The sequence below is a fragment of the Paenibacillus sp. FSL R10-2748 genome, from assembly GCF_038005565.1.
Lineage (GTDB): Bacteria > Bacillota > Bacilli > Paenibacillales > Paenibacillaceae > Paenibacillus > Paenibacillus polymyxa_B.
In genome coordinates, this window is record NZ_JBBOTK010000001.1 from 684546 (window position 1) to 708878 (window position 24333).

Annotated in this window: 22 protein-coding genes; 8 read left to right on the forward strand and 14 right to left on the reverse strand. The window is 46.9% G+C overall.

Annotation, left to right across the window (positions count from 1 at the left end):
• Nucleotides 1–88: 88 nt before the first annotated feature.
• Both NSS66_RS03230 and NSS66_RS03235 read right to left on the reverse strand, forming a co-directional pair.
• A complete protein-coding gene (locus NSS66_RS03230) occupies nucleotides 89–373 on the reverse strand; it encodes a hypothetical protein (RefSeq protein ID WP_013309579.1) in 285 nt (94 codons plus the stop codon).
• Between the two features lie 72 nt (nucleotides 374–445).
• On the reverse strand, nucleotides 446–790 hold the full coding sequence (locus NSS66_RS03235) for a YlbF family regulator (RefSeq protein WP_013309578.1): 345 nt from the start codon (nucleotides 788–790) through the stop codon (nucleotides 446–448).
• 162 nt (nucleotides 791–952) lie between these two features.
• Here NSS66_RS03235 and NSS66_RS03240 point away from each other — a divergent pair, with 162 nt between their 5' ends.
• The 6 genes from NSS66_RS03240 to NSS66_RS03265 are packed head-to-tail and all read left to right on the forward strand — an operon-like array spanning nucleotide 953 to nucleotide 7738.
• On the forward strand, nucleotides 953–2323 hold the full coding sequence (locus tag NSS66_RS03240) for a YheC/YheD family endospore coat-associated protein (RefSeq protein ID WP_023987902.1): 1371 nt from the start codon (nucleotides 953–955) through the stop codon (nucleotides 2321–2323).
• A 43-nt stretch (nucleotides 2324–2366) separates the two neighbouring features.
• Nucleotides 2367–3521, forward strand: a complete 1155-nt coding sequence (locus tag NSS66_RS03245; protein WP_028542899.1) for a YheC/YheD family endospore coat-associated protein — start codon at nucleotides 2367–2369, stop codon at nucleotides 3519–3521.
• 12 nt (nucleotides 3522–3533) lie between these two features.
• Nucleotides 3534–4904, forward strand: coding sequence for a YheC/YheD family endospore coat-associated protein (locus NSS66_RS03250; protein WP_013309575.1), 1371 nt, complete (start codon nucleotides 3534–3536; stop codon nucleotides 4902–4904).
• Nucleotides 4901–6010: a YheC/YheD family endospore coat-associated protein gene (locus NSS66_RS03255; RefSeq protein WP_053325093.1), complete on the forward strand. Its 1110-nt coding sequence runs from the start codon at nucleotides 4901–4903 to the stop codon at nucleotides 6008–6010. Before NSS66_RS03250 ends, NSS66_RS03255 begins: the two co-directional genes overlap by 4 nt.
• Nucleotides 6011–6026: 16 nt before the next feature.
• Complete coding sequence (locus tag NSS66_RS03260; RefSeq protein ID WP_023987899.1) at nucleotides 6027–6542, forward strand: GNAT family N-acetyltransferase; 516 nt, start codon at nucleotides 6027–6029, stop codon at nucleotides 6540–6542.
• A complete protein-coding gene (locus NSS66_RS03265) occupies nucleotides 6524–7738 on the forward strand; it encodes a YheC/YheD family endospore coat-associated protein (RefSeq protein WP_340958447.1) in 1215 nt (404 codons plus the stop codon). The genes NSS66_RS03260 and NSS66_RS03265 overlap by 19 nt, the downstream gene beginning before the upstream one ends.
• 103 nt (nucleotides 7739–7841) lie before the next feature.
• On the opposite strand, the gene NSS66_RS03270 is transcribed toward NSS66_RS03265, so the two are convergent.
• The 3 genes from NSS66_RS03270 to NSS66_RS03280 form a co-directional block, all read right to left on the reverse strand.
• Entirely contained in the window at nucleotides 7842–8543 is a 702-nt protein-coding gene (locus NSS66_RS03270) for an HAD family hydrolase (protein WP_013309571.1), read from the reverse strand.
• Nucleotides 8544–8627: 84 nt separating this feature from the next.
• On the reverse strand, nucleotides 8628–9290 hold the full coding sequence (locus NSS66_RS03275; RefSeq protein ID WP_340958449.1) for a class I SAM-dependent methyltransferase: 663 nt from the start codon (nucleotides 9288–9290) through the stop codon (nucleotides 8628–8630).
• A gap of 25 nt (nucleotides 9291–9315) precedes the next feature.
• Complete coding sequence (locus tag NSS66_RS03280) at nucleotides 9316–12123, reverse strand: bifunctional glycosyltransferase/class I SAM-dependent methyltransferase (protein ID WP_340958450.1); 2808 nt, start codon at nucleotides 12121–12123, stop codon at nucleotides 9316–9318.
• 435 nt (nucleotides 12124–12558) lie between these two features.
• Here NSS66_RS03280 and NSS66_RS03285 point away from each other — a divergent pair, with 435 nt between their 5' ends.
• Nucleotides 12559–13629, forward strand: a complete 1071-nt coding sequence (locus tag NSS66_RS03285; RefSeq protein WP_023987894.1) for a glycosyltransferase family 2 protein — start codon at nucleotides 12559–12561, stop codon at nucleotides 13627–13629.
• A gap of 250 nt (nucleotides 13630–13879) precedes the next feature.
• On the opposite strand, the gene NSS66_RS03290 is transcribed toward NSS66_RS03285, so the two are convergent.
• The 7 genes from NSS66_RS03290 to NSS66_RS03320 form a co-directional block, all read right to left on the reverse strand.
• On the reverse strand, nucleotides 13880–14449 hold the full coding sequence (locus tag NSS66_RS03290; protein ID WP_013309567.1) for a manganese catalase family protein: 570 nt from the start codon (nucleotides 14447–14449) through the stop codon (nucleotides 13880–13882).
• 33 nt (nucleotides 14450–14482) lie between these two features.
• Entirely contained in the window at nucleotides 14483–14932 is a 450-nt protein-coding gene (locus tag NSS66_RS03295) for a spore coat protein CotJB (RefSeq protein ID WP_023987893.1), read from the reverse strand.
• Between the two features lies 1 nt (nucleotide 14933).
• Complete coding sequence (locus NSS66_RS03300) at nucleotides 14934–15158, reverse strand: spore coat associated protein CotJA (protein WP_025722540.1); 225 nt, start codon at nucleotides 15156–15158, stop codon at nucleotides 14934–14936.
• Between the two features lie 240 nt (nucleotides 15159–15398).
• Complete coding sequence (locus NSS66_RS03305; protein ID WP_023987891.1) at nucleotides 15399–16748, reverse strand: hemolysin family protein; 1350 nt, start codon at nucleotides 16746–16748, stop codon at nucleotides 15399–15401.
• 108 nt (nucleotides 16749–16856) lie between these two features.
• Nucleotides 16857–17987 carry a radical SAM/CxCxxxxC motif protein YfkAB gene (gene yfkAB, locus NSS66_RS03310; RefSeq protein WP_023987890.1) on the reverse strand — a complete coding sequence of 377 codons (1131 nt, stop codon included), beginning with the start codon at nucleotides 17985–17987 and terminating at the stop codon, nucleotides 16857–16859.
• A 97-nt stretch (nucleotides 17988–18084) separates the two neighbouring features.
• Entirely contained in the window at nucleotides 18085–19245 is a 1161-nt protein-coding gene (locus NSS66_RS03315) for an HD-GYP domain-containing protein (protein ID WP_025722542.1), read from the reverse strand.
• Nucleotides 19199–20653: a bifunctional metallophosphatase/5'-nucleotidase gene (locus tag NSS66_RS03320; protein WP_023987888.1), complete on the reverse strand. Its 1455-nt coding sequence runs from the start codon at nucleotides 20651–20653 to the stop codon at nucleotides 19199–19201. The genes NSS66_RS03315 and NSS66_RS03320 overlap by 47 nt, the downstream gene beginning before the upstream one ends.
• A 319-nt stretch (nucleotides 20654–20972) precedes the next feature.
• Between NSS66_RS03320 and NSS66_RS03325 the strand changes: the two genes are divergently transcribed.
• Complete coding sequence (locus tag NSS66_RS03325; protein WP_023987887.1) at nucleotides 20973–22037, forward strand: HD-GYP domain-containing protein; 1065 nt, start codon at nucleotides 20973–20975, stop codon at nucleotides 22035–22037.
• 213 nt (nucleotides 22038–22250) lie between these two features.
• Here the strand turns inward: NSS66_RS03325 and NSS66_RS03330 are convergent, their stop codons facing one another.
• Nucleotides 22251–22613: a YmaF family protein gene (locus tag NSS66_RS03330; protein WP_028542906.1), complete on the reverse strand. Its 363-nt coding sequence runs from the start codon at nucleotides 22611–22613 to the stop codon at nucleotides 22251–22253.
• 318 nt (nucleotides 22614–22931) lie between these two features.
• On the reverse strand, nucleotides 22932–24329 hold the full coding sequence (sufB, locus tag NSS66_RS03335; protein ID WP_013309556.1) for a Fe-S cluster assembly protein SufB: 1398 nt from the start codon (nucleotides 24327–24329) through the stop codon (nucleotides 22932–22934).
• Between the last annotated feature and the right edge of the window lie 4 nt (nucleotides 24330–24333).

A 24333-nucleotide genomic window follows, 5' to 3' on the forward strand; every position in this document is an offset into this window, starting at 1 on the left:
AAAAAAGCGATCCCCTCTATTACAAGGACCGCTTCTTACTATGATTGATTTGTATCTGGGGGCAATCCCAGGACAAGCTAAAAAAAACTCACTGCATGCTACCTTTGTCAGCTTTTTTATCCCATTTCATCTGCCACTGCTGCATTTTGGCCCGCCGCACACGCTCCAGCGTTTTGCGCTTTTCCTCATCCACACCCAGCAAAAAATGCATGTTCGCCCCGATGACTAGCAGCGCAAAAAGTACCCATACTATCCCAAAGCCGTTGACCCAGTTCAAACCGCCTGCAAGCGAGATGCGTGGTAACGCAACCAAGACCATAGCCAGCGCAATCAGTGTGTACAAACCGTGTTTCCATTTTTTAAAAGAACCCAATCGTATCCCTTCCTCTCCCTGTGACTCTATGTATCTAGTCTATGAGAGGACAGGAAGGAATATGAGACAAACTTACAGAGATGAACCGTACAAATCTTGAAGACTGTCTGCAATAATTTTGTTAACATCCTCAATAATCACGCTCAAGCGGCGTTCAGCGTCGAACAGGCGTCGGATGTTGAGGTTCAAGCTAAGTACCTCAAACAGCTTCTCCATCTTTTCCATCTCTTCCTGTGCTGGCATATCGCCGCTCATCATCCGTTGCTGTACTTCCATTTGGCGTTCACGGAAATCGTCGAGCATTTTCTTGGCTTCTGGATCGGTTTCGATCAGCTTCATCGCTGACGTAATTTCCTCTACCTCTTTGCTTTCCTTCAATGCTTTCGCTAAATCATGGGCTTTGTCATAGATGTTCATGATTGTTTATTCCTCCAATACAAGTTTAGTGTCAACATTTCACATTGTCCGTCAATCACCAAGGGATATATGTCCTCATATGATGAATCAGTGCTATTACAGCCCATTCACGTTTCCCGTTACTTTCAAGACATCAAGTTGCTGCCCGGAAGGAGATCCACGATGTCCATCAAAAAAACAACGATTCAAATCATCGGATCGGGCATCTTGCAGGATGACGTACTCATGGTCGGCGAGTCCCTGCTTCGCAAATGGAAAATATCCGCTGGCCACCCCGTTCAGCTCGCCTTCGGTTCGTTCCGCCAAGAGGTTACCGTCATATCGGTGCCCCGCTACAGCGGCCTACGTGTGGGAAGCGTGCTAGCCCGAAAAATGGGGCTTCATGCCAATTGTGATCTGCGAGTAACCTACAGCCGAGGTCGCCGGACACTTCGAGTGGGCCCACTTATTAGCGTGCTGGTCAGTCGGGACTATCCCGAACAGCCCGACAAGCCTTTCGGGTCGATCACCCTGTTCTGCCGTGAACTAGTCGGGGAATGCCGCAGACAAGGAGCATATGTGTATTTTTTCACCCCGGAGCATATCGGAAGTCAGCCCGGGCGAGTTCAGGGATGGGTGTATGACGGAGGCTGGAAAAAGACGGTCATGCCCGCCGGCGATGTCGTCAATAACCGTCTTACCTCCCGTAAACTCGAGAACAGAACTAGCGTACAGCATTTCATGAAAGAAGTAAAATCGCAGTACGGCACGACCATTTTTAACGAAAAGTTTCTGGATAAGAATGAAGTATTTGATGCGCTTAAATCAAATTCTTCCCTGCGCAAGTATTTACCCGAGTCCCACTTGCTGCAAACCTTTGCTGTTTTCAAAAAAATGTGCAACCAGTATCCCGCTGTTTTTCTCAAGCCAGTGCGCGGAAGCTTGGGTAAAGGCATAATGCGCATTAACAAGCAAACCGATGGCACCTTTTCGGTGTTATCCACAACAGCGGGCACGCCCCGCAAGCAAACGTATGCCAACGTAGATAAGCTGTACAAAAGCTTAGCGGGAAAAATGAAAACAACACGCTTTCAACTCCAACAGGGACTTACCTTGATTGATCACGGTAAGCGTCCGGTCGACTTTCGTGCGCTTGTACAGAAAAATTCGTCCGGAACCTGGACCGTAACATCCATTGTCGCCCGGATCGCTGGAGGAAGCCACTTTGTGTCCAATCTGGCAAGAGGCGGCACGCTGAGCACAGTCAAGGAAGCACTTGCCAAAACCACGCTGCCCGCAACCGTTAAATCGAATGGGCATACCTCTCTGAAAACAGCAGCACTGGATATCGCAAGCGGAGTGGAAAAAGAAATTCCCGCCCATTTCGCGGAATTTGGTATTGATCTGGCAATAGATAGCACAGGGCGCATCTGGTTGCTGGAGGTCAATTCGAAGCCATCAAAGAATGACAACACGCCGTTAAATGATCAGAAAACTCGCCCGTCCGTTAAAAAAATGATTGAATACTGCTGTTATTCAGCCGGCTTCAAATGAATTCATCTCTTCCAGAGTCTGGCTGCCAAAGGAGCTGTTGTCGGTGTCTCTTGTTGTGCCAGGTACGCTGGGCGTGCTTGTTAGCCGGAATCAGGCCGTCACTCCCCCTATTACCGAAGCCGATTTTTGCCGCAGGCTAAGTCTGTTGGGCAGGCGCTCTGGTCTTAGCGTAATGGCGTTTACCGCCGAAGGAGTCTCACCTGAAGATCACTCCATACGAGGTTATGTTTATCGTAACGGAGTATGGACATCCGGTCGCTTTCCGTTGCCGGACATTGTGTATAACCGCTGTCTCCATGTCCACGAGAGCCAGAATGTCAGGCGCACACTGGAAGACATGGCGGAGCAAAAATCGCGCAAGCTCATCTACTGGTCGCGTAACTTACCTGGCAAATGGCAGGTGTATCGCGCTTTGCATGCGGTAGATAAAGTGCGTCCCTTTGTGCCGCCTACGGCGCCTTACCGGGACACGACTCAGCTTGTGGAATGGCTACGACGCCATTCGGAGCTGTTTATGAAGCCACAGACCGGAACACATGGCAAGAGCACACTGTATCTCCGGCTGGCAGAAGGAGGTCAGGGACTACTTGTACAGGGTAGAGACTCCCGTAACCGCCCGTTCCGGCGCTCGTTTTCCGAATTGGATGCAGGATTGTCATGGATCCACGGAATTGCACACAAACGCGCTTATATCGTGCAGCCTTATTTGAAATTAACAAGCCAAAGCAATCATCCCTTTGATGTTCGCGCACTCATACAAAAGGATGGAAACGGCTATTGGTGCCTGACGGGCTTTGCCGTAAGAGAAGGCAGAAAAGGAACCCTGACTTCTAATCTGCACGGTGGAGGCGAAGCCCATCCTGCTGAGCCTTACCTTCGTGAACAATTTGGCGCGGACACCACGCGTCTCATCATCAGGCAGATGATGACGCTGTCCTTGACCATTACCAGGGCGCTGGAGGAACGTTATGGCCGCCTTGGCGAGTTGGGAATTGATTACGGTATTGACCGGATCGGGAACATCTGGCTATTGGAGGTTAATTCCCGACCTGGGCGGGCCTCCTTTTTTCAGACCCGTCAGCCAGAGTGCGCTTTCCAGTCGGTCAACCGCCCGCTCGAATATGCTCGATATTTAATGACCCATTCCAAAGCGACAGGGCCAAAGGGCGCGGACGCCTCCCTTGAACATACGGTATAGGAGGATAAACAGATGAGTTTAACGCATTGCAATGTGCATTTCTCACAGCAGCCCGACAAGGTGGCGTATATATCCACTGCCTTGTTGAAAAGCCTTAAATTATCCGGAGCCAAGTCCGTTCGTCTGCGGCTCGGTAAGGATCAGATCCCCGCTACAGTAAAACCAATTCAGAAGGCGGGACGCCATCTATACTTGACCTCCGGCTTACGTAACGCAATCCGTGTTCCCAAAAGCGGGTCCATCTATTTGCGAAATCTGGATGGTGATATACAGCTAGGGCCGTTGATTGGCGTGCTGTCTGACGGTACCACCTCCACCACTCGCCCTTTCGGATCACGCACAGGCTTTATTAAGCAACTGCTGAAGGAAGGTAGCAAAAAATCGTATATTTTTGCCTTCACCCCTCGGGATATCAACTGGCAAAATGATACGATTAACGGCTATTTTCTGTCATCCAGCGGGGAATTTACACGTAAACTTGTACCTTTGCCAGACGTGATCTATAATCGTTTGCCGAGCCGTCGCTCTGATTTTTCCCCAGCGATCAATCAACTACGCGAACGCTTTTCCCGCAAACGAATTCCCTTCTTTAACTGGAGCTTTTTCAATAAGTCCGATATCTATAATCTGCTGGAGAATAACCCAGATGTTAACCGCTATGTCCCTGAATCATACACGAATCCCAGCTCTGAACGTATCCGAAGTATGCTGGAGCGACATCAATTTGCTTATTACAAGCCAAGTGGAGGCAGTCTCGGTAAAGGAATCTACCGTCTGTCCCATGTTCCCAAGCAAGGATATTATGTGAGGTACCGTAAGAAAAATAGCAATGTATTGCTAAAATTCACCTCTTTTAACTCCATGCTCAGGATGCTTCACTCCAATCAGGGACAGATGCTAAAGGGTTATGTCATTCAACAGGGCATCCAGCTGATCGAGATTGACAATTGCCCGATTGATTTCCGGTTTCACATGCATAAAAATGGAAATAACCAGTGGGTCGTTGTCGGCATTGGAGCCAAAAAATCCGGACGTGGCAGTGTCACAACCCATATCAAAAATGGCGGCTCCCTTATGACACCTGAACAGGCGTTGAACCGGGTATTCGGAGACCGGGCGGGTGAAGTGCTTCAACGTGCCAAGAATGTAGCAGTTACGCTCGCTGAAGCCATTGAACACCACCACCAGCATCTACTGGGTGAAATCGGTTTTGATCTGGGCATTGATCAGGATGAAAAGGTATGGATGTTTGAAGCCAACTCCAAGCCAGGCCGATCCATTTTTCAGCATCCATCGTTGCGTGCGGAGGGTAAAGCATCCGTGGAGCATATTTTGGACCACTGTCTTTACCTCAGTAAATTCCGCAGAAAAGAGGAACTATGAATACCCGGGCGGAGCATAAGCCAGTCGTTGCTGTATTGACAGTGCACGACGAAGGGCAATTTTTCAAGGGCAATCAGCGCAATTTCAGGGATATTCTTGAAACGGGAACACGGATGGGATATCAGGTGTACATTGTTACCGTCAGGGACCTGAAACTGGCAGATGAGACGGTTAAGGGCTATGTCTTCAACAAGAGCTTACAGACGTGGGAGGAACAGAATTTCCCACCTCCACAGGTCATTTATAATCGCATCCCAAACCGTAATTATGAACTTAAAACCTCTGTGCGCACAAAGTTGGATGAAATTTCACATGCCTCAGGCATTGAACTGTACAATCCAGGCTTTTTTAACAAATGGGAACTGTTCAAGTGGTTGCGTACCTCGGAAACCACTCGTCAGCTTGTTCCGGCAACCAAACGGTTAAGCAACCTGTCTTCATTAGGAAAAATGCTGTCTGCGTATCCATACCTGTATCTCAAGCCGGAAAACGGTAAGGCCGGAAAAGGGATTATGATTCTTAAATTCCACCCAGACCATCTCATGGCTTACAGACTGACCATTCAGCATGACAAAAAAAGTGTAACCTACAAATCTGTATCGCTATCCCGGCTGTGGGGACGTATCCGCCGGGAAGCAGGCAACTCGCCTTATATCATTCAACAGGGTATCGATCTGGCAACCTATCAGAAAAAACCCTTCGACCTGCGTATCCTGGTACAAAAAAATATCCGTGGCTCCTGGAGTATAACCGGGGTCGGTGCCAGACTGGCGGGTAAAGGGAGCATCACCACACATGTCCCGCGTGGCGGGAGTGTAGAGGACCCGTTCAAGCTACTGTCCTCGCTGTTTGGGCCTGAGGACAGCACGGATCTACTGAACAAAGTTAAAAGTACGGCCATACAGATTGCACGTCAAATTGAACGCGCATCCGGTCTTTCTCACGGCGAAATGTCCATGGATTTGGGCGTGGATACGCTCGGAACACTCTGGTTTTTTGAGGCCAATGCCAAACCGATGAAATTTGACGAGCCGGAAATCCGCCAAAAGTCGCTTAGACGCATATTCCAGTACAGCTCCTTTTTGGCCGGACGATTGAAATCATGATCAAGGAAGTGGAATCATGCCGCAAATTAGCGATGTTCAACATTTGCCTGCCCGGAGCTGGCTACTGAGACGACGACAGTTGCTGTTTTTGGCCCGCAGTTCAGGGGGCATGCGCATTACTCGTAATGCTCTGCGGCAGTTGGCAGTTTTAACGCCCGAGCTATTGAACACCCCTGGCTCCTCCCTCCTGTGCGCATATGTGCGCACGGAGAAGGGGCTGCGGATTGCGGGATTTTCCCTCGCTCTGAATTACGGGAAGGATGCTTGCATCGTAATTGTTCGTCCGCTTTACCGGGGCCGCAGACTGGGCGCTAGACTGCTGTCCGCCCAGCTCAAACAGCTGCGCCGTCTGACGTGCAGCGTAGCCGCCGACAATATGTCCAGTCTCAAAACCTGTTTCCGCGCTGGACTTGTTGCGCACGAAATGACAACTGGACCGACCGGGAAACCCACGCTGATATTTCACGGGGAGTTATCCCAAGATAAGCAGACGGCAGAGGAAGGTGGAATGCTGTGCCAAAACCTGTCCTAGGCATCATGACCTTGTATTTGAACAACAAGAAGCAATTGGAGGAGCGCGACATATATGAGCGCATGATTGCAGAAGGGAAAAGGCTGGGACTGGATATGTATGTATTCACTCCTGCAGATGTCCACAAGGATCGCAGGCTGCTCCTTGCCCAAATCTATGATCCACACAGCGGAAAATGGACCCGAAAATGGCGAGAGTTTCCAGATATGATTTTCGACCGTTGCCGGGTACAGCGCAGTGAGCGATATCGTCAGTTGAAGCAGTTCCGATTGCAATACACAGACCTTGTATATTTAAACCGACCGCTGAGTAACAAGTGGGTCATTCATCAGCAGCTTGCGAGGAGGTCTGCCTTTCGCGCCCATTTGCCTGCAACAGAGCTGTTCAGTGGATTTCATAGTGTAAAACGGATGCTTAAACAGAATTCACTAGTGTACCTCAAGCCGATTAACGGTACGGGAGGCCGCGGCATTTTACGTATTGAACCTGTTAACAAGCAAGGAGGCCTGTATCTGATTGAGGGCCGCAATCGCAAACGCCATATTATTCCCCAGCAGCGGGTACGTCTAGACCGTCTGGAGCCGCGTCTGAGCAGCTGGAACATGGATAACTACATTGTTCAGGAAGGCATTCCTGTGCAGTTGCCGAATGGCAGAGTCCATGATTACCGTATGCTGGTACAGAAAAATAGCCAAGGAGTATGGGAGCTAACCGGATGCGCCGGGCGAATCGGGGCACATCGGAGTGTCACTTCCAACCTGCATGGTGGAGGCAAGGCGGTACCGATGAGCCAATTGCTGACGCAATGGATTCGTGATGAAAGCCATAGAAAGAAAATCATCAAGCAAGGGGAAAAACTCGGACTGGACATCGCTGCATATCTGGAAGAAAGCTACGGGGCATTGTGCGAGCTTGCGCTCGATTTGGCAATTAATAAGGACGGTCATATATACGTGCTGGAAGTCAACCCGAAGCCAGCCCGTGAGGTCTTTTCACGTATTGGTGAAAAAGAAACCTATCGCCGTTCCATCGCCAAGCCCATGGAATATGCTTTGTGGGTCTACCACACACAAATTAATCCTAAGCCTCAGACGGACTACAAAGCAGAAGATAAAACAGAAGATAAAGCAGAAAATAAGACAGAGAATAAGACAGAGAATAAGACAGAGAATAAGACAAAGGAAGGCTCCACGTAAAGTGGCTGCCTTCCTTTCTTTTTTCGTCTGCCCGACAGTACCAGCATGTTTTAATTATATGGTGCGTCGAGCCTATTTATAACCAATTACCTGTGTTTCACAGTTACTCGGCGTTTTTATAAAGTGTAAGCAGTTGCGTAAAGTCTGTAATAATCGCATCGGACCCCTTCAACTCATCGTTCACACCAAATCCAGCATAAGCGCAACCGATCACCGTCTGTCCGTTCTTTTTGCCTGCTTCCACATCTGAGGAACGATCTCCTACCATCCATACGTTCGAAATATCGTGCTTGCTCAACAGAATTTCCAGCAAATTCACTTTGGAAAGCGTGCTGTACTCCCCAGCACTGTACAGTCCTTCAAAAATGGGAACCATTTCATACGCAGCAGCGATCCCCTTTACATAGTCCTCCAGCCCGTTACTGGCTACGAACAATCGAACACCTTGCTCATGAAGGGTCTGGAGTGTTTCTTTTACATGTGGATACAGGGCATGACTTCCGTTCTTCAATCCTTCCAGTTCCAGCTGAAGCAGCAGCTCGTCCGCTCTTCTATGGGCCGCTTCGCTGGCTTCCGGCATCACTCTTCTCCAGATTTCATCCAGCAGCATGCCCAAACTATTCAAAATAAGCTCCTCGGGAGGAGTCTCTCCTTCATAAAGCCCTTCGGCGCGCAGCGTATCAAACAGCTTGTGGTACGCAGGAAGCAATAGCGTCTCCGTCTGAAAAAGTGTACCGTCCATATCAAATACCATAGCCTCAGGTTTCTTCAACACAGGTGCATTGTTCATGTAGTTATCAGTCATTCCTTTCCTATGTAGGTTTACAACTCTAACCCCTCTCATGATAAGCAATAAGAGAGGTCCGTGTAAACCTCATTGCGCATACCGCTAACTCTTATATTTTTTTAAAACAGTCCTGAAACAATGCAAACCACCCCACATATCCGTGTGTAAAGCACCCTGTGGAAGCTTGAGATCCACACCATTCCAATACGAAAATCCCGCCTGCTCTATCCATTGCTCCATCGCTGACAGGTCCACTGTAGGGTAATCAAACGTCAGCAGAAGCATTCCGTCATCGCGTAAGGTCCGGTGAAATTCACGTAAGGCTGCCAAAGATTCATCAGGTGTTAAATGCTCCAGCACCGAAATACATACAATTTTGTCAAAACTGGCATCCTCATAGGGCAGAGCCGTCAGATTGGCATGTGCGGAGTGGAGCCGAACTGGCAAAATCTCCTGAATGCGCTCGGCAGCCTCCTCTCCGATATCCCGCCGCACCTCGGCCAAAATGGCATCCACGGAAATGATCCGAATATCCAGATCGCAGGCATAGACCTGAGCGCAACGGCGGGCCAACTCAAATTTGAATGGATGTGGGATTCCACATGCTGCGTCCAGCACTGTATCTTGCCCAGACATAAATTGAAGACACCACTCATACTCATAGGGGCGACTCCACCAGCTTTGGGGGAGTCTGTAAATCATGCTGGAGGAGTTGGGATCAGAATATACAAAAAAGCGAGACAGATACGGGTCAGACATGTTCATGGATGCTGCCTCCTTTTAGGGATGATTAAATTACTCTTGCGACACAGCACAGTTCATGACCCCGTTTCTCGCCTTGAAGTTTGGCTAACAATCCCATTTGCTCCGTAAAGGCAAGCTCACCGTACAAAGGATGGGCTTGCAGCAGGGCATCCAAACCAGAGGGAAGTTGGCGGGTGAACATAGCCACTGGGCGTAATCCAGACTTTTCCAGTAAGAGCGCAAGCGTATGCTCAGAATAATGATACAAATGATCTTCCTCCGTAAATAAAGGCGAATAAACACCATAAGCCTCATTGGTGAACGAGTTTTTGTTGGGCACCGTAATATACAACGTCCCGTCAGGTTGAAGCTGTTCGCCTAAATCTGTCAAAAATGTAACAGGGTCCGCAATATGCTCCAGCACATGCCAGCATGCTACGGCCTCGTATTTGTGATCCAGTGCTAAGTCAGTATCTTCTTCTGCTTCTTGTTCTTCATTCAATTCCTGTATTTCATGTGCTTCTTCGGTTTGAGTATCTTCTTCGGCTTCATCGCCCCAGTAACCCGGCAATAAATCCACGTCATATTTGTATTTGGCGTAAGCACGCGAGTCTATGGAAGGTTCAATGCCCACTGCATCCCAGCCGGCTTGAAGGGCAGCATGAATAAATTCTCCGGTACCTGATCCAATCTCAAGCAATTTTCCTTTACTGGTACTGAACATATCCAGCAGCATAAGTCCAAAAAGGGCATGATCTCCATAAGTTGAAGTTGCTGCACTATCCCGCATAGCAACCCATTCGGCATTATAAATTTTTGCAATCATATCCTCTGGCTGTATATGATCTACATCATTACGAAAAACCAATCCGCAGGAGCCGCATCCCATCAAGGTAAAGCGTTCATAGCTATGAAATACTGCCGTGTCGGATGAGCCACACAGTTTGCATTTACTATAAAGTAAGTCCTTTGTTTCACTTTTTATTTGTAGGTCGGAATTATTAATAACCTGGACACTCGCAATCTCAGCAACATCCATGGCGTTCACATCATCGGCAGCTTCATACTCTGGTGCAGTTTCTTTTTCTGCATTTATGTTGTCCTGATCTACCCAAAGCGTGAGTCGGGGGTTCGGGTCCAAAATAGATTCATATTGCTCTTTCCAGCCATAACGAGCACTTGGATCAAGCAACTGGTATCGCTGAAATTTGGCCATGCGAATAGCAGGTGTACACCATCCCCAATGCTGGATGCGGTAGTTGCTGATTTCACTGGGTAGGTCAAGCACATTTTCGGGAAATCTCCCACAGTGCAAGGACTGCTCCTTCCATTTATAAGAAAACCCTTCCTTATATCGAATTAAAAAAGGACGGTAATACTGATGAGCCTGCCAATAATCATCATCGCGATAATGCGTGGAAGTCCACATATCAAACAACCTGAAACAAATCGTATCCGCTTTCGTTCCTGCTAACAACGAATGTACCCCTTGAGCAAAACGGGATTCGAACATTTCGTCAGCGTCCATGTTTAATATCCATTCGGGAGAGGATGCCAACGTCTCTCTCCACTGCTGTTTTCGCAGCTCTAATTCATTGGTAAAAGAAGCTGTTTCATTGCGTATTAAACGCAATGGGATTCCCTTCAGGATCTCGCGGCACAACTCTCCGCTATCATCCTGACTGCCATCATCAATAATGACCGCTTCATCAATATATTCCCGATGACTCCGCAGCACGTCAATGAGCTTGCGATCTGCCTCATTGTATACCGTCATGGTCAGCGTCAATTTGGGTTTGGAGACAGGCGGCGTATGAAGTTCACTTTGTCGTGGACCAGAGAATGTTTGTGGTACAGCAAAAGAATCTGCAGTGTACTTGGCAAAGACAGCTGACTCACGGAGATCATACGGTATAACAGGAGGTACAGGGAACTTAGAGGGACTTGATGATGCAGAACGATTGAAGGCAGGAGAGTTAGTAGAAGTATCGGAGTGATCCAGATATGCTAAATGTTCTGAATGGTCCGTATGAACAGCACTCGTTGTAAAATACTTTAGGGTGAATAGTAGCTGCTCTGCCTTTATTCTATCCGCTTCCCGGTACAGATGCATCGCCGGATAGTGTGTATCTACAAAAAGTGGAAATCCAAATGCAGCTGCCCGAATACAGAAATGTCGATCTTCTCCCCAATAGGAAACGTTTTTGATTTTACCAAAGTGAATCCCTGCTTCCAGTGCACGTCTGCGGATTAGGGTGCAAGCGCCTAGACCACCCACCTCGTACAAACCAGGAACGTGCAATTGGTGTATGAAATGCAACTCGCGTTGCGCTCGCTCCTCTGCCGACAACACTTCGCCTTCTTCACGATGGAACAAATTATATTCATCACTAACCCACACCTGAGGCAATAGAGGCCCCTCCGGCTGCCAGCGTGTCCAGAAAATCTCAGATACAATATCCTTCTCCGCCTCTACCAGTTTACATAAGGTACGGGAATGGAGAATCAGGTCTGAATCGACCAAAAACAGCGCGTCATAATTATGCTGAAGTGCATAATCAATAAGACGATTTTTAAAATCAGCCACTTTCCAGACGAGGGCAGGCGGCCAATAATGAGTGTGCTCATCACTTCGGTTCTCCACTTGCTGTGAGCCTGTCAACAAGGGCAAAACCCTGCCTGGCAGTCGATTAGAAAAATCGGCAAGCCATTGGCTTGAAGTCGGATTGTCATTATCATCGACAAATAAATAATCGGGCAGCACGTCAGGTGCCTCCAGTCGCTCCAAAGCTTGAAGAAATAAAGACAATGTTTCCGGTTTCTGGTGCACCGGGCTACCGATTAGTATACGCATGATTCAACGCCTCCATCAGGTAGAAGCCTCATAAACCGTTCTCCCTCCATGTCCTAAGGCATACCATAATTGCGACCAAGCGATATGGGAGTGAGCGTGGTAGGAATGGACTTACACCTGGAAATATCAATAAAAACGACATCAATACAAAAATACAACCTTAACATCCAGTTAACTGCCTTTTTTCTGTTTTTCACCTGTTTTCCAACTACATTTAGCCATCAAATTTATTTCCCGGTCGCACTTGATAATATCGAATTTCGCACAATCTCCTCCCCCTTCATATCAGACTTTGATTTTCTAATTTATTAGAGCAAGTTTGAATTTATGATCATTACACATCCTCTAAATGCTCCATCGGAATTACTACATAATGAGCAAGCTATCCTACATAAAATGGAGATTATATCAAGTTTTTTGGGAGGGACAAAGAGCATGGTAACTGTCAGCTTATGTATGATTGTCAAAAATGAAGAAGAAGCACTTCATACCTGTCTGAAATCAGTCCATGACCTGGTAGATGAAATCATTATCGTTGATACTGGCTCTACCGACAGTACCCAAGAGGTAGCTGCATCGTTCAACGCTCGGATATACCCTTTTGAATGGTGTGATGATTTTTCCGCAGCCCGCAATTATGCGTTTGATCAGGCAACACAGGAATATCAATTTTGGCTGGATGCCGACGACATCTTAGAAGAGCAAGACCGACTGGCATTTCTCGACTGGAAAAAACAAGCCACCGTCTCGTATGACAGCATTACGATGGATTATGTGCTATCTGTAGATGAACAGGGGCAGCCGCTGCATAAGCTCAAAAGAAACCGAATGGTGCGACGTGATCGTAAATTCAGATGGATCGGATTTGTTCACGAATTCCTGAATGTGACAGGCAGTACCTTTCACAGTAATATGGCGGTGACTCATAAAAAGACACGTGCTTACACTGATCGTAATTTGCATATCTATCTCAAGCATCGGGAGCAAGGCACCGCATTTTCTGAACGAGATCACTACTACTTCGCTAATGAACTTTATGATAACGGACGCATACTAGAAGCCATCCAGCAGTACAAACACTATCTGGGTCTAGATCTCGGATGGATTGAAGATCGGATTGCTGCTTGCTTTAAGCTAGCGGATTGCTACGCTCACCAGGGTCAAAAACAGGAGCAGCGTATGGCTCTGCTTCGCACACTTAACCTTGATGTACCACGCGCACAGTTCTGCTGTGCCTTTGGCAATTTGTTCATTGAAGATGAGCAGTATACTCAAGCCATTTACTGGTTTCGTCAGGCGACGCTGATAGAGCCTCCACAAGATGTGATGGCCTTAACCAATTCCTCGTACTATACCTGGTTTCCACACTTGCAATTATGCCTGTGTTACGACCGAATCGGTGACATCGAAAAGGCAAAATCGCATCATCGCATCGCTCAGTTGCACCATCCTACCCATCCAAGCGTGTTATATAACGAGCAATATTTTGCACAACTGAAGCAATAGGGATGAGAAAGACGCGCCAGGGAAGGTCGTTTAATGTAGCCGGCCTTTTAGTCATCATGCCGATATGTGCTCGGCACGATACCCGGGCTGACAGCCTGCAATTTTTGGGGGCTTTTATTTTTGCCCCCTCTTATATACAAAATGCCCATTGCTACTCCTTGAGAACGACCATTTCATAGCTTAGATGACTTCAAAAGAAAAAAGTCTCCTGCAAGCTTAAGCTCACCAAGAGACCTTGTGTATCATTTTCTCAGAACACTTTCTTCCGGTCTCTTTCCCCCTTCAAAATTTCCACAGACTCATGGAAACGGAGCGAATGGATTATTTCGCGTTCACGCAGAAACTTCAGACTATCCTGCAAATCCACATCATCGGTTAAATCAATCAGCCACTGATATGTAGCTCTCGCCTTTTCTTCTGCCGCAATATCCTCATACAAATCCGCAATTGGATCACCCTTGGCTTGAAAATAGGTCGCTGTAAAAGGAACTCCGCCTGCGCTCTGGTAATACAGCGCATGATCATGCGCCGCATAATATTCCCCCAGCCCGGCTGCCTTCATTTGCTCTACACTCGCATCCTTGGTCAGCTTGTAAATCATAGTCGCAATCATTTCGAGGTGCGCAAATTCTTCCGTACCTATATCATTAAGTACGCCGATAACCTTATCCGGAATCGTATACCGCTGATTCAGATACCGCAAAGCCGCCGCCAGCTCGCCATCCGCTCCACCATACTGCTCCATAAGCAGTTTGGCCATATGAGGATCACATTTGCTGACACGTACGGGATATTGCAGTTTTTTCTCATATACCCACATTCATGTTCCTCCTTTATAAAAGGTTGTACCTACCTAGACCTGCCACGGCCAAGGAGTTTGGTTCCATTCCCAAGGATACTTGGAATAGGCACGGCCAAAATTTTGTAAAGGCCCATATAAGATCTGGTACTCGTTAGCAATCGCCGTTCTTTCCTGCGTCAGCTTATTGAACTGTTCGATAGCCTGTAAATCATCCGGGTGTGTATTGAGATACAAATTCAGTTCCACCAATACAAAATCTACCGCCTGAAGCTTCTCCAACAGCGCATAAAACTGGGCATCACCCGGCTTGGTTTGGGGCGTGCAGCCTTGGGCTGGGTTTCCGGCTTGACTATAGTCCTGAGCTTGGCTCTGATACTGGTTCTGGTATGAATACGGATTTGAATAAGGGCTTTGATATGGATTCGGCTGTTGATACCCACTCTCATGCTGAATTTGCTGTTGGAATGGGTTTGGGGACTGACCCTGTTTTGGATTCTCCATTCTATTCGCCTCCCCCCTGGTTTCTCATAGGCTCATAAGGGCTGTAAAGTAGAGGCCATAGTGTCCCCTTCGTCAGCGCCTCATCTGGACTGAATTGCGGTAGACCAGGGGGCTGAAATTGTACAAATAAGTTTGGCGGAAGCACATAAGTCTTGCACAGGACGGGTGGACACGGATCGAACGGGCCGACAAACGGGGCATACTCACCTTGCTGTGGAAATTTCACGGGCCGGGACCTCCTTTGATTGATCCATCTGCTTTACTATTCAACATATGCCGCATCGCCCAAGTCTCGAACAAAAAATCACAGATAAAAATAATTGTTCAAAGAAAATAACTATAGAACTGTTTCTAATCAAAAAAGAGCCTTTAAACCCACGGTACGTGGATCTAAAGGCTCTTTCTTCAGCACTCTATAATAACTTACATACCTCAACTGATCTTACCTATCTCTGTGGATCAGGAATCAATCGGTAGAAAGCTCATCTTCAATCACAGGCTCAGGCTTGCGGTGAATCTTCACTCTCATTATGCGAAGCCTTGTTGCTTCCTCCACCTCAAAGGTAAGGTTATAAAACTCAATTTTCTTCCCTTTCACCGGAATGCCTTCCAATTCCTTGAACAGCCATCCCCCGATGGAATCCACCTCGTCGTCTTCAATATTCACTCCAGTCAAATCATTGACATCCTCAATGAGCATACGACCGTCCACAGAGATGAAGTTCTCCTTCATTTCCACGCTCGGGCGTTCATCCTCAAATTCATCATAGAGATCCCCGACGATTTCCTCCAAAATTTCCTCCGCTGTCAGCAGCCCGGCCGTTCCGCCGTACTCATCTACCACGAGAGTCATTTGGGAATGTTTTTTCTGCATAAGGCGTAGCACGTGACTCACTTCCATGGACTCCGGCACATTCAAAATAGGACGTACCACCGAAGCCAGATCCAGTTGCTCTCCCTGCTCAGCTAGCAGAAGATCCGTAATATGGACAAAACCGATAATCTGGTCTTTATCCTCAACCGCTACCGGGTAGCGGGAATGCTTGGTCTCGCTGATAATCTTGAGATTTTCCTTAAACGACAAATTCGTGTACAAACAATCCATATCTGTACGCGGCAGCATGATTTCGCGGGCAAGCAAGTCAGAAAAATCAAAAATATTATCCATCAGCTTAATTTCGTCCTTATCAATCACACCGCTTTTGGCGCTCTGATTCATCAATATACGAATCTCTTCCTCCGAATGAGCCGCTTCGGCTTCACTCGCCGGCTGAATGCCGAATGCACGCAACAGTAAATTTGCCGCAGCATTCAATACCCAGATCACAGGCAGAAAGACCTTATAAAAAAGCAGCAAAGGCGCCGATAAAAACAACGCCACACCTTCGGTCTTCTGAATCGCTAAGGACTTTGGCGCCAGTTCCCCCAATACGATATGCAAAAAGGTAATTACGCAAAATCCGACGATAACGGATACCGTTGTAATCAGTGTACCGTCAGTTACACCGAGTTTGTGCATGAGTGGCTCTATCAGGTAGCCGGATATTGCTGGCTCTCCAATCCAACCCAAGCCCAATGAAGCCAGCGTAATGCCCAATTGGGTGGCGGACAGATAAGCATCCAACTTTTGGTTCACCTTCAGCGCATAGCCTGCCAGGCGATGACCCTCGCTTTGGAGCTGCGTCAATCGGGATTGGCGCATTTTGACCAACGAAAATTCTGCGGCCACAAATACACCATTTAGAAAGACAAGCAGCAGTACCAAGAGGAGATTCACAGCTAGCAATCCCCAATGAAACTCGGTATGACCATCCAATACGAACTCCCCATTTCTATAGTTTGCATTTTGCATCTTTTGGTTTGCAAGCAATTCAATCCAAATTTTATTGATTGGAAGTTGCTAATTAAAATCATGCAAAAATACTCATAATTGTAATGCTTTTCTTGATTTAAAGTCTATTCCTTTGTAGTACATATCCGCCACGAGCAGGTTCGGTCCACAACAGGCAGCGGCATCACAATGACAGTTCACAGTCTGATTCAGCGGATGCTCATTCAGCCATTCACCAAAAATATCGTCCAGACTGTCTTCCTGAATGTTTCCGAAAGCCGGAATGTCTGCAAAATCCGTCACATACACGCTACCCGTGAACATATTCACATTCACACGGTTTCTTCCGTCTGGATCATTACGCACCGTAATATTCGGTTCCTGACGCAAGCGGCGAAGCAGTTTGCGGTCTTCTTCCCGATCCGAACAAGCAAAGAACGGTAATGTCCCAAACAACATCCACATGTCCTGATTACGTACATCCAGCAGCTTATGGATAGAGTTTCGCATATCGTCGAGTGAAAGCACAGGCAAAGCAGAGGCAAAATTCGACGCATACATTGGATGAACTTCATGCCGTCGGCATCCCATTTCGTTGATTAACTGATGAATGCCCTCCAGCTTCGTGTGTGTCCGATAATTAATCATGGATTCAGCTGAAATGAACATTCCCATTTCACTCAATCTGCGGGCATTTTCCATCATTTTTTCATACAGGCGAACAGCACCCGCACGTGGAGTCGGCCGGCCGGTATTTGCAAAACCCACTTCATAAAAATCGTCCGCATTCAAATAGTTAAACGAAATATGCATCACATCCAGATAAGGAAGCATCTTCTCATATCTGCGAATATCTAACGTCAGATTGGAGTTGATTTGTGAGCGAATACCGCGCTCCTTGGCATATTTCAGCAGTGGAACGATCACTTCATCCACTGTTTTATCGAGTAAAGCAGGTTCCCCGCCTGTAATACTGATGGTCTCCAGATGCTCGACTTCATCCAGACGCTTCAGCATTAGGTCTAACGGCAGGAAAGGGGCCTCCTTCATAACTAACATGTCGCCAACAGCGCAATGCTCACAGCGCATATTACATAGATGCGTTACGGTCATTTCCACACTCGTTAGCAAATGACGACCATGTGTACGCAGTGAGACAATCGGGTCCCACGGATCATAGGTTGGCGATATTTGGGGTAGCGTGTTATTTTGTAGAACTGTCATTATGTTTTCACCTTATTTCTGTTATTAACCTCAAAAGACGTATAATTATCATATCATGATGTGTAAAGTGTCTGCATGCTTTCTTCCACATCATCTGCTAATCTACGTGTACTCCTCCGAAAGGGGCGGCAGTAGCGCCCAATGTGTTTGTAATCATAACCGAGAGGGATACGGACAAATCGACATCATAAGGTGCCTTCACTTCCTGCCCATCCCGGTCCCTTACAATGCGAATGACGGGTCTTTGCGGGATTTTGGGATGTATACGCACCACGACCCCCTCTTCCCCCGTGTTGAGCACCACAGAGAGTCCCAGGGGGTAAATAGCTACACAATCACGAAAGGCTTCCAGCATTCGCTGCTCATATAACGTTCCTGCCCCGGCGTACAGCACTTCCATCGCTTCATAAGGCAACAAAGCCTGTTTATATATCCGACTTGCTGTCATTGCGTCGTACGAGTCCGCCAGACCGATCCATTTCGCATATTCGTGGATCTGGTCCTTTTTCCAACCATGTGGGTATCCACTGCCGTCGATACGCTCATGATGCTGTAATGCACAATGAGCCGACAACAAGGGAATTCCAGGCTCGTCTTTGAGCAGCTTGTAGCCGATCACCGTGTGTGTTTTCATATGCTCATATTCCTCATCCGTCAATTTACCCGGCTTATAGAGTACTTGAGGTGAAATTTTCATTTTACCGATATCGTGCAGTAGTGAACCTATCCCCAGCTCCATGAGCTGGTTATTATCGTAGCCATTGGATATTCCAAGTACTAGTGAATATAAACATACGTTCAAAGAATGATGATACAAATCCTGATCCGCGGCCCCGATATCCATCAACATAATGATGGTGTCCTGACGGCCTCCAATATCGTCCAGAATGGATTCCATCACCTTATAAAATGACTTGCCAAAATATTTGTGCTTATGATCTACGGAGTAGGATGACAACCCTTGAAACTGCTTTTTGATTTCCTGTAGCGCCGCGGCCCTTGTCTGTTCATGGATCATCTCAGGAATGACGATATCTTCTGTCACAGCATCCTCAATGTATACATATCCAATACCGACTTGGCCTAGACGTTCAATCAATCGCGAAGTAAGCTCAACACCTTCCGAGAGCAGCACCATTCCGTTTTCATTGTATATTTTTTTGCCCAGCTTCATGCCGGCTCTCAATAATGTAACAGGTACCAGTCGCAGCTTAATCCTCTCCCGATTGTTTTGATACCTGAAGCCACCTAGCTGCAAAACATTCTTCCATCGCGCCCGGACGCTTCAACTCCATTTCAATCAAATCCCGTAAAAATTCTGGAAGCATAAATCGGAGATCTGTTCCGTTCGCAAGCACTTCATAACCTGCTTTGAAAGTGAACATATCCAACGTGCCCACTGTGTATTCCTCATGCTCTTCCAAAGGTTGACCCGCTACACGAATGTCCGTCACTTTTTCATAAGGAGCACGGCCCGAGTCATACTGAATGGCCAAGCCTTCCACACACATCGTGCCAAGCACTTTGCCTCTGAAGCCAAAGCCCGTCATGGGCTTGTCTGTAAATTCAGGCAGCAAGGACTGCTCCAGCGCCAACCGAATATCTCTTCCCCGCAACTTCATAACACAGGCATTAATCGGCGAAGGGCATAAGGAATGTAGTATTCCTTTGCTGATATCCCCTTGAGGTAATGGGCCGAGCAGTTGTCCCGCATTGACGAGGGCAATTTCTGTTCCTGTAAAATGGGACACCGCTTGTGCCAGCATATTCCCAAAAGGGGATTCCTGATCATATGCAATCTCCAGTTTCCGATCCGTCACCGCAATGGTGCTCTCCATGGCGCGCTCTGCTTGTCTGCGATGCACCACAATGGCCGATGCCACTTTTTCGTCCAGTAGTGTCTGATCTACAGGAACTACGCCGCCTGACGTGACTCGAAACGGTTCGAGGCTATTGTTACGACTTAGTGTCACTTCACCCAGCAGCGTTCCGAACTTCCCCGCCCCACATAAAGCTGTTTTTCCGATCCAAAGCGGTTCCTCCAGCACATGATGGGTGTGACCTCCAAGGATAACGTCAATTTCAGGAAACTGCGACGCTAATTTTTGATCGGAAGGTAGACCCAGGTGCGACATCACGACCAAAACATCAACCTGCTTTCTCAGTGCCGCGATCTGCTTCCCCAGCACCTCAAACGGATTGAGCACATCCCAGCCCAGCAATTGATAAAACTCTACAAAAGGAGCCGTCACACCGAGTAAACCGACCTTGATTCCAGCTTTGTCTACGATAAGGGATTCCTTCATCCACGAAGGGCTCATCCCCGTAGCACGCTCTGTCATATTGCCGCATACGACCGGACAATGAATCCCCGCATATGCCTGTTCAATCATATCCGGGGTAAAAGTCAGTCCCTCATTGTTACCGATCGTAATTGCATCGTATCCTGTTAGATTAATCACATCCACATTTGCCCCACCGAGCGTTCCTTCCGTTTCGGGGGCCATCCGGTCCATGTGGTCTCCTATGTCGAGCACAAGCAGCGCATCCCGTGATGCGGCTCTTCGTTCATCGATCATCGCGGCTATCGAAGGCATACTGCCAAAATGACTATGGATATCATTGGTATGCAAAATGGTCAACGTTTGCCGAGTCGTCATCTCCATAACCGCCCTCCTCTATACTTTATATATATCGACTTTGGAGCTTCTAATGTTTAAGCATACCATGTTATTTAGCAATATGGTACATATGAGTGGACATAGTCCTTAAGCTTCGCTGTACTCTCTGAACAATCTCACATCATAAACATAGTGAAAAGCATTGACGTAATCTACTGTAGGAATCTGATAGGAAACGGGTGCCTGGGACCTATTTTACAGCTTGGAATAATAGTAATTTAGTCGTTGTCATCCCATATAATTCTTGATATATTAGGGTTGTTTCATATTTTCGACAAATTTACGACAATAAGGAGGTTAGCACATGAGAGTTCACGTTACCGATGCCAAGCCGGGAGATCGCCTCAAATCCGATACATACAATGGGCACGGTGTACCTGTCATGATTCAGGGCACCGAGCTTCAGCATGACGACATTTCCAAACTCATTATGCATGGTGTCGATTATATCGACATTGATGCCGGTTCTGCGAGCATTCCGGTTGACTTTGCCCCCGATGTTCCAGCTTCCCCTGAATCCCTCAAACGCGCCGTTCCCCTCATGGAGCAGACGATCAGTGGCTTTGAAAGCATGTTTCTCGAAGCTTCCTCAACTGGAAAATTTGATGAATATCGAGTTGATGAACTGTTCGGCCCTCTCGTTTCAGAGCTGGCTCGTCAAAAAGATGTCGTATCTCTGCTGTTAATTATGGAGCGGGGAGATCACTATACCTATAATCATTCTCTCCAAGTAGGTGTACTGTCATATTACATTGCCACATGGCTTGGATATACAGAAGAAGAAGCTTATGCCGCTGGTAAAGCCGGATATTTACACGATATAGGCAAATCCATGATACCGGATGAAATTTTGAACAAACCGGATAAACTGACACCTGAAGAATTTCATGAAATGAAGAAACATTCTCTCTATGGCTATGATATTATTCGCAATTCAACCAGCGATGAGATTTCTGCAATTGTCGCCTTGCAGCATCACGAGCGTGAAGATGGAAGTGGATATCCCCATGGACTGTTCAAGGAAGAAATTCATCCTTTTGCCAGCATAACAGCTATTGCAGACGTGTATAGCGCGATGATTTCCAATCGTGTGTACCAGACGAAGCAGGAGCTACTCGCCGTATTACGCGAGCTGCACAGCATGAGTTTTGGACATCTAAACCCAGAAGCTACCCAAGTGTTCATCAGACATATGCTTCCTAATTTCATTAATAAGCAGGTTCTGCTGACTACAGGGCAGACAGGAACGATTATTCTGAACAATCCTGCTGATTACTTCAGACCCTTAGTGAGAATTAACGATGATGAATATGTAGATTTATCTAGGGAACGCCATGTATCCATTGATGAAATTTATTTGGAATCCTGATCCGCTACTGCCTCCCGGCGTTACTTCGGTGGAACGAAATGTCTTGCCGAAGCCCAGGCTACGCGAATAAAAAGAGACTGTCCTTGATTCGTAGGTTCTTCTACGAAGGACAGCCTCTTTTTATGTTAGGGACATTAACCTAGTCACAATTTACAACGATCAAACACAATAAAAACGCGTTTCTACTACTATATTATTTGCTACATTTGTTTATTAAATAAGAGGTGCCTGAATCAATGTTGCGAAATTGAACTGGTGTACATGACCATCATTTAATGTGGTTTGGCCCGTAACAAAATGTACGTGCTTGCCATTTCCGACTGGAATAGCGGGTCCTGTTCTAATCCTTCTCAGATTATGAAAATGGTTCACGAAATCAGTTTTTGAAAGATCAATTTCATGGACATGACTTCTTCCAACTCGAATCGCTTGCCCAGTAACACCTGCAAAGCGGTGGTTATGTCGGTCTGCGCCTTCTTCAGCCAGTTTGGTACTACCTTCAAATTCATGTACATGCCTCTGTGTCTGTTTAGAAGAGAGGGGTTTCTTCTTCACTCCAGCTTTATTCTTCTGCATCCGTTGCCTGCCTCCTTATGTTTTGTGGCTTTACAATATCCTATTAAGCAAACATAGTTAAGTGCTAGGCAATTATCCGCAGTCCTAACAATAATTTTTTTTAATTCTATCTCCCCTTATAAAAGCGTTAGATCATAAGACAATTCAGAAAACTGCCGACATCTTTTTAGACATTACGGAAAAAATAGAAGAAGGCGAACTTAAAAAGTTCGCCTTCTGTACTAGCAGGAAATCCGAGTCGGCACAAAATCGGCACGACTCCGATTTAACAGCTTTAGAATACCTCAAAAACCTTGTCACACCAAGGGTTACTGCGTTTTAACCAATACTGCCTTCCATTTCGAACTTGATCAAACGGTTCATTTCTACCGCATATTCCATCGGCAGCTCTTTGGTGAACGGCTCAATAAAGCCCATAACGATCATTTGCGTTGCCTCTGCTTCAGTCAAACCACGGCTCATCAGATAGAACAGCTGATCTTCCGATACCTTGGAAACCGTTGCTTCGTGCTCAAGCGTGATGTCGTCATTCATGATTTCATTATAAGGAATAGTATCTGAAGTTGATTGATTATCCAAAATCAGCGTATCACACTTGATATTCGATTTTGCACCTTGAGCCTGACGACCGAATGAAGCTAATCCGCGATACGTTACTTTACCGCCGTGCTTACTGATCGACTTGGATACAATTGTGGAGGTGGTGTCTGGTGCCAAGTGGATCATTTTCGCACCTGCATCCTGATGCTGGCCTTTGCCTGCAACAGCGATGGACAGGACCATCCCTTTCGCTCCACGGCCTTTCAATACAACGGCTGGATACTTCATCGTCAACTTGGAACCGATGTTACCATCGACCCATTCCATCGTTGCGTTTTCTTCTGCAACCGCACGTTTGGTTACCAGGTTATAGATGTTTGGTGCCCAGTTCTGGATCGTTGTATAACGAACGCGTGCGTTCTTCTTACAAATAATTTCGACCACGGCACTATGCAGTGAGTTCGTGCTGTAAATTGGAGCCGTGCAACCTTCTACATAATGCACAAAGCTGTCTTCGTCCGCAATAATAAGCGTACGCTCAAATTGACCCATGTTTTCCGAGTTGATACGGAAGTAAGCCTGCAATGGAACTTCACATTTCACGCCTTTTGGTACATAGATGAAGCTACCGCCTGACCATACCGCACTGTTCAGTGCAGCAAACTTATTGTCCGCAGGAGGTACAACTGTTGCAAAATACTCTTTCAGAATCTCAGGATGCTCACGCAACGCCGTATCGGTATCCATGAAAATAACGCCCTGGTCTTCCAGTTCCTTTTGCATACTGTGGTAGACAACCTCGGATTCATACTGTGCGGATACACCAGCCAAAAACTTTTGCTCCGCCTCAGGAATACCCAGTTTATCAAAGGTTTCTTTAATTTCCGTCGGAACTTCTTCCCATGTCTTCCCTTGTTTCTCGGAAGGTCTTACATAGTACTGGATATCGTTGAAATCCAGTTCATCCATATCTCCGCCCCAGTTTGGCATTGGCATTTTTTCAAACTGTTTCAGTGCTTTCAGACGGAACTCCAGCATCCATTCTGGCTCATCCTTAATTTTGGAGATTTCCTTTACAATTTCCGGAGTGAGACCCTTACCTGTTTGGAAAATGGACTTGTGCTCGTCACGAAAGCCATATTTATACTCTTCCATTTCCGGTGCTTTCTTGGCCATGTTT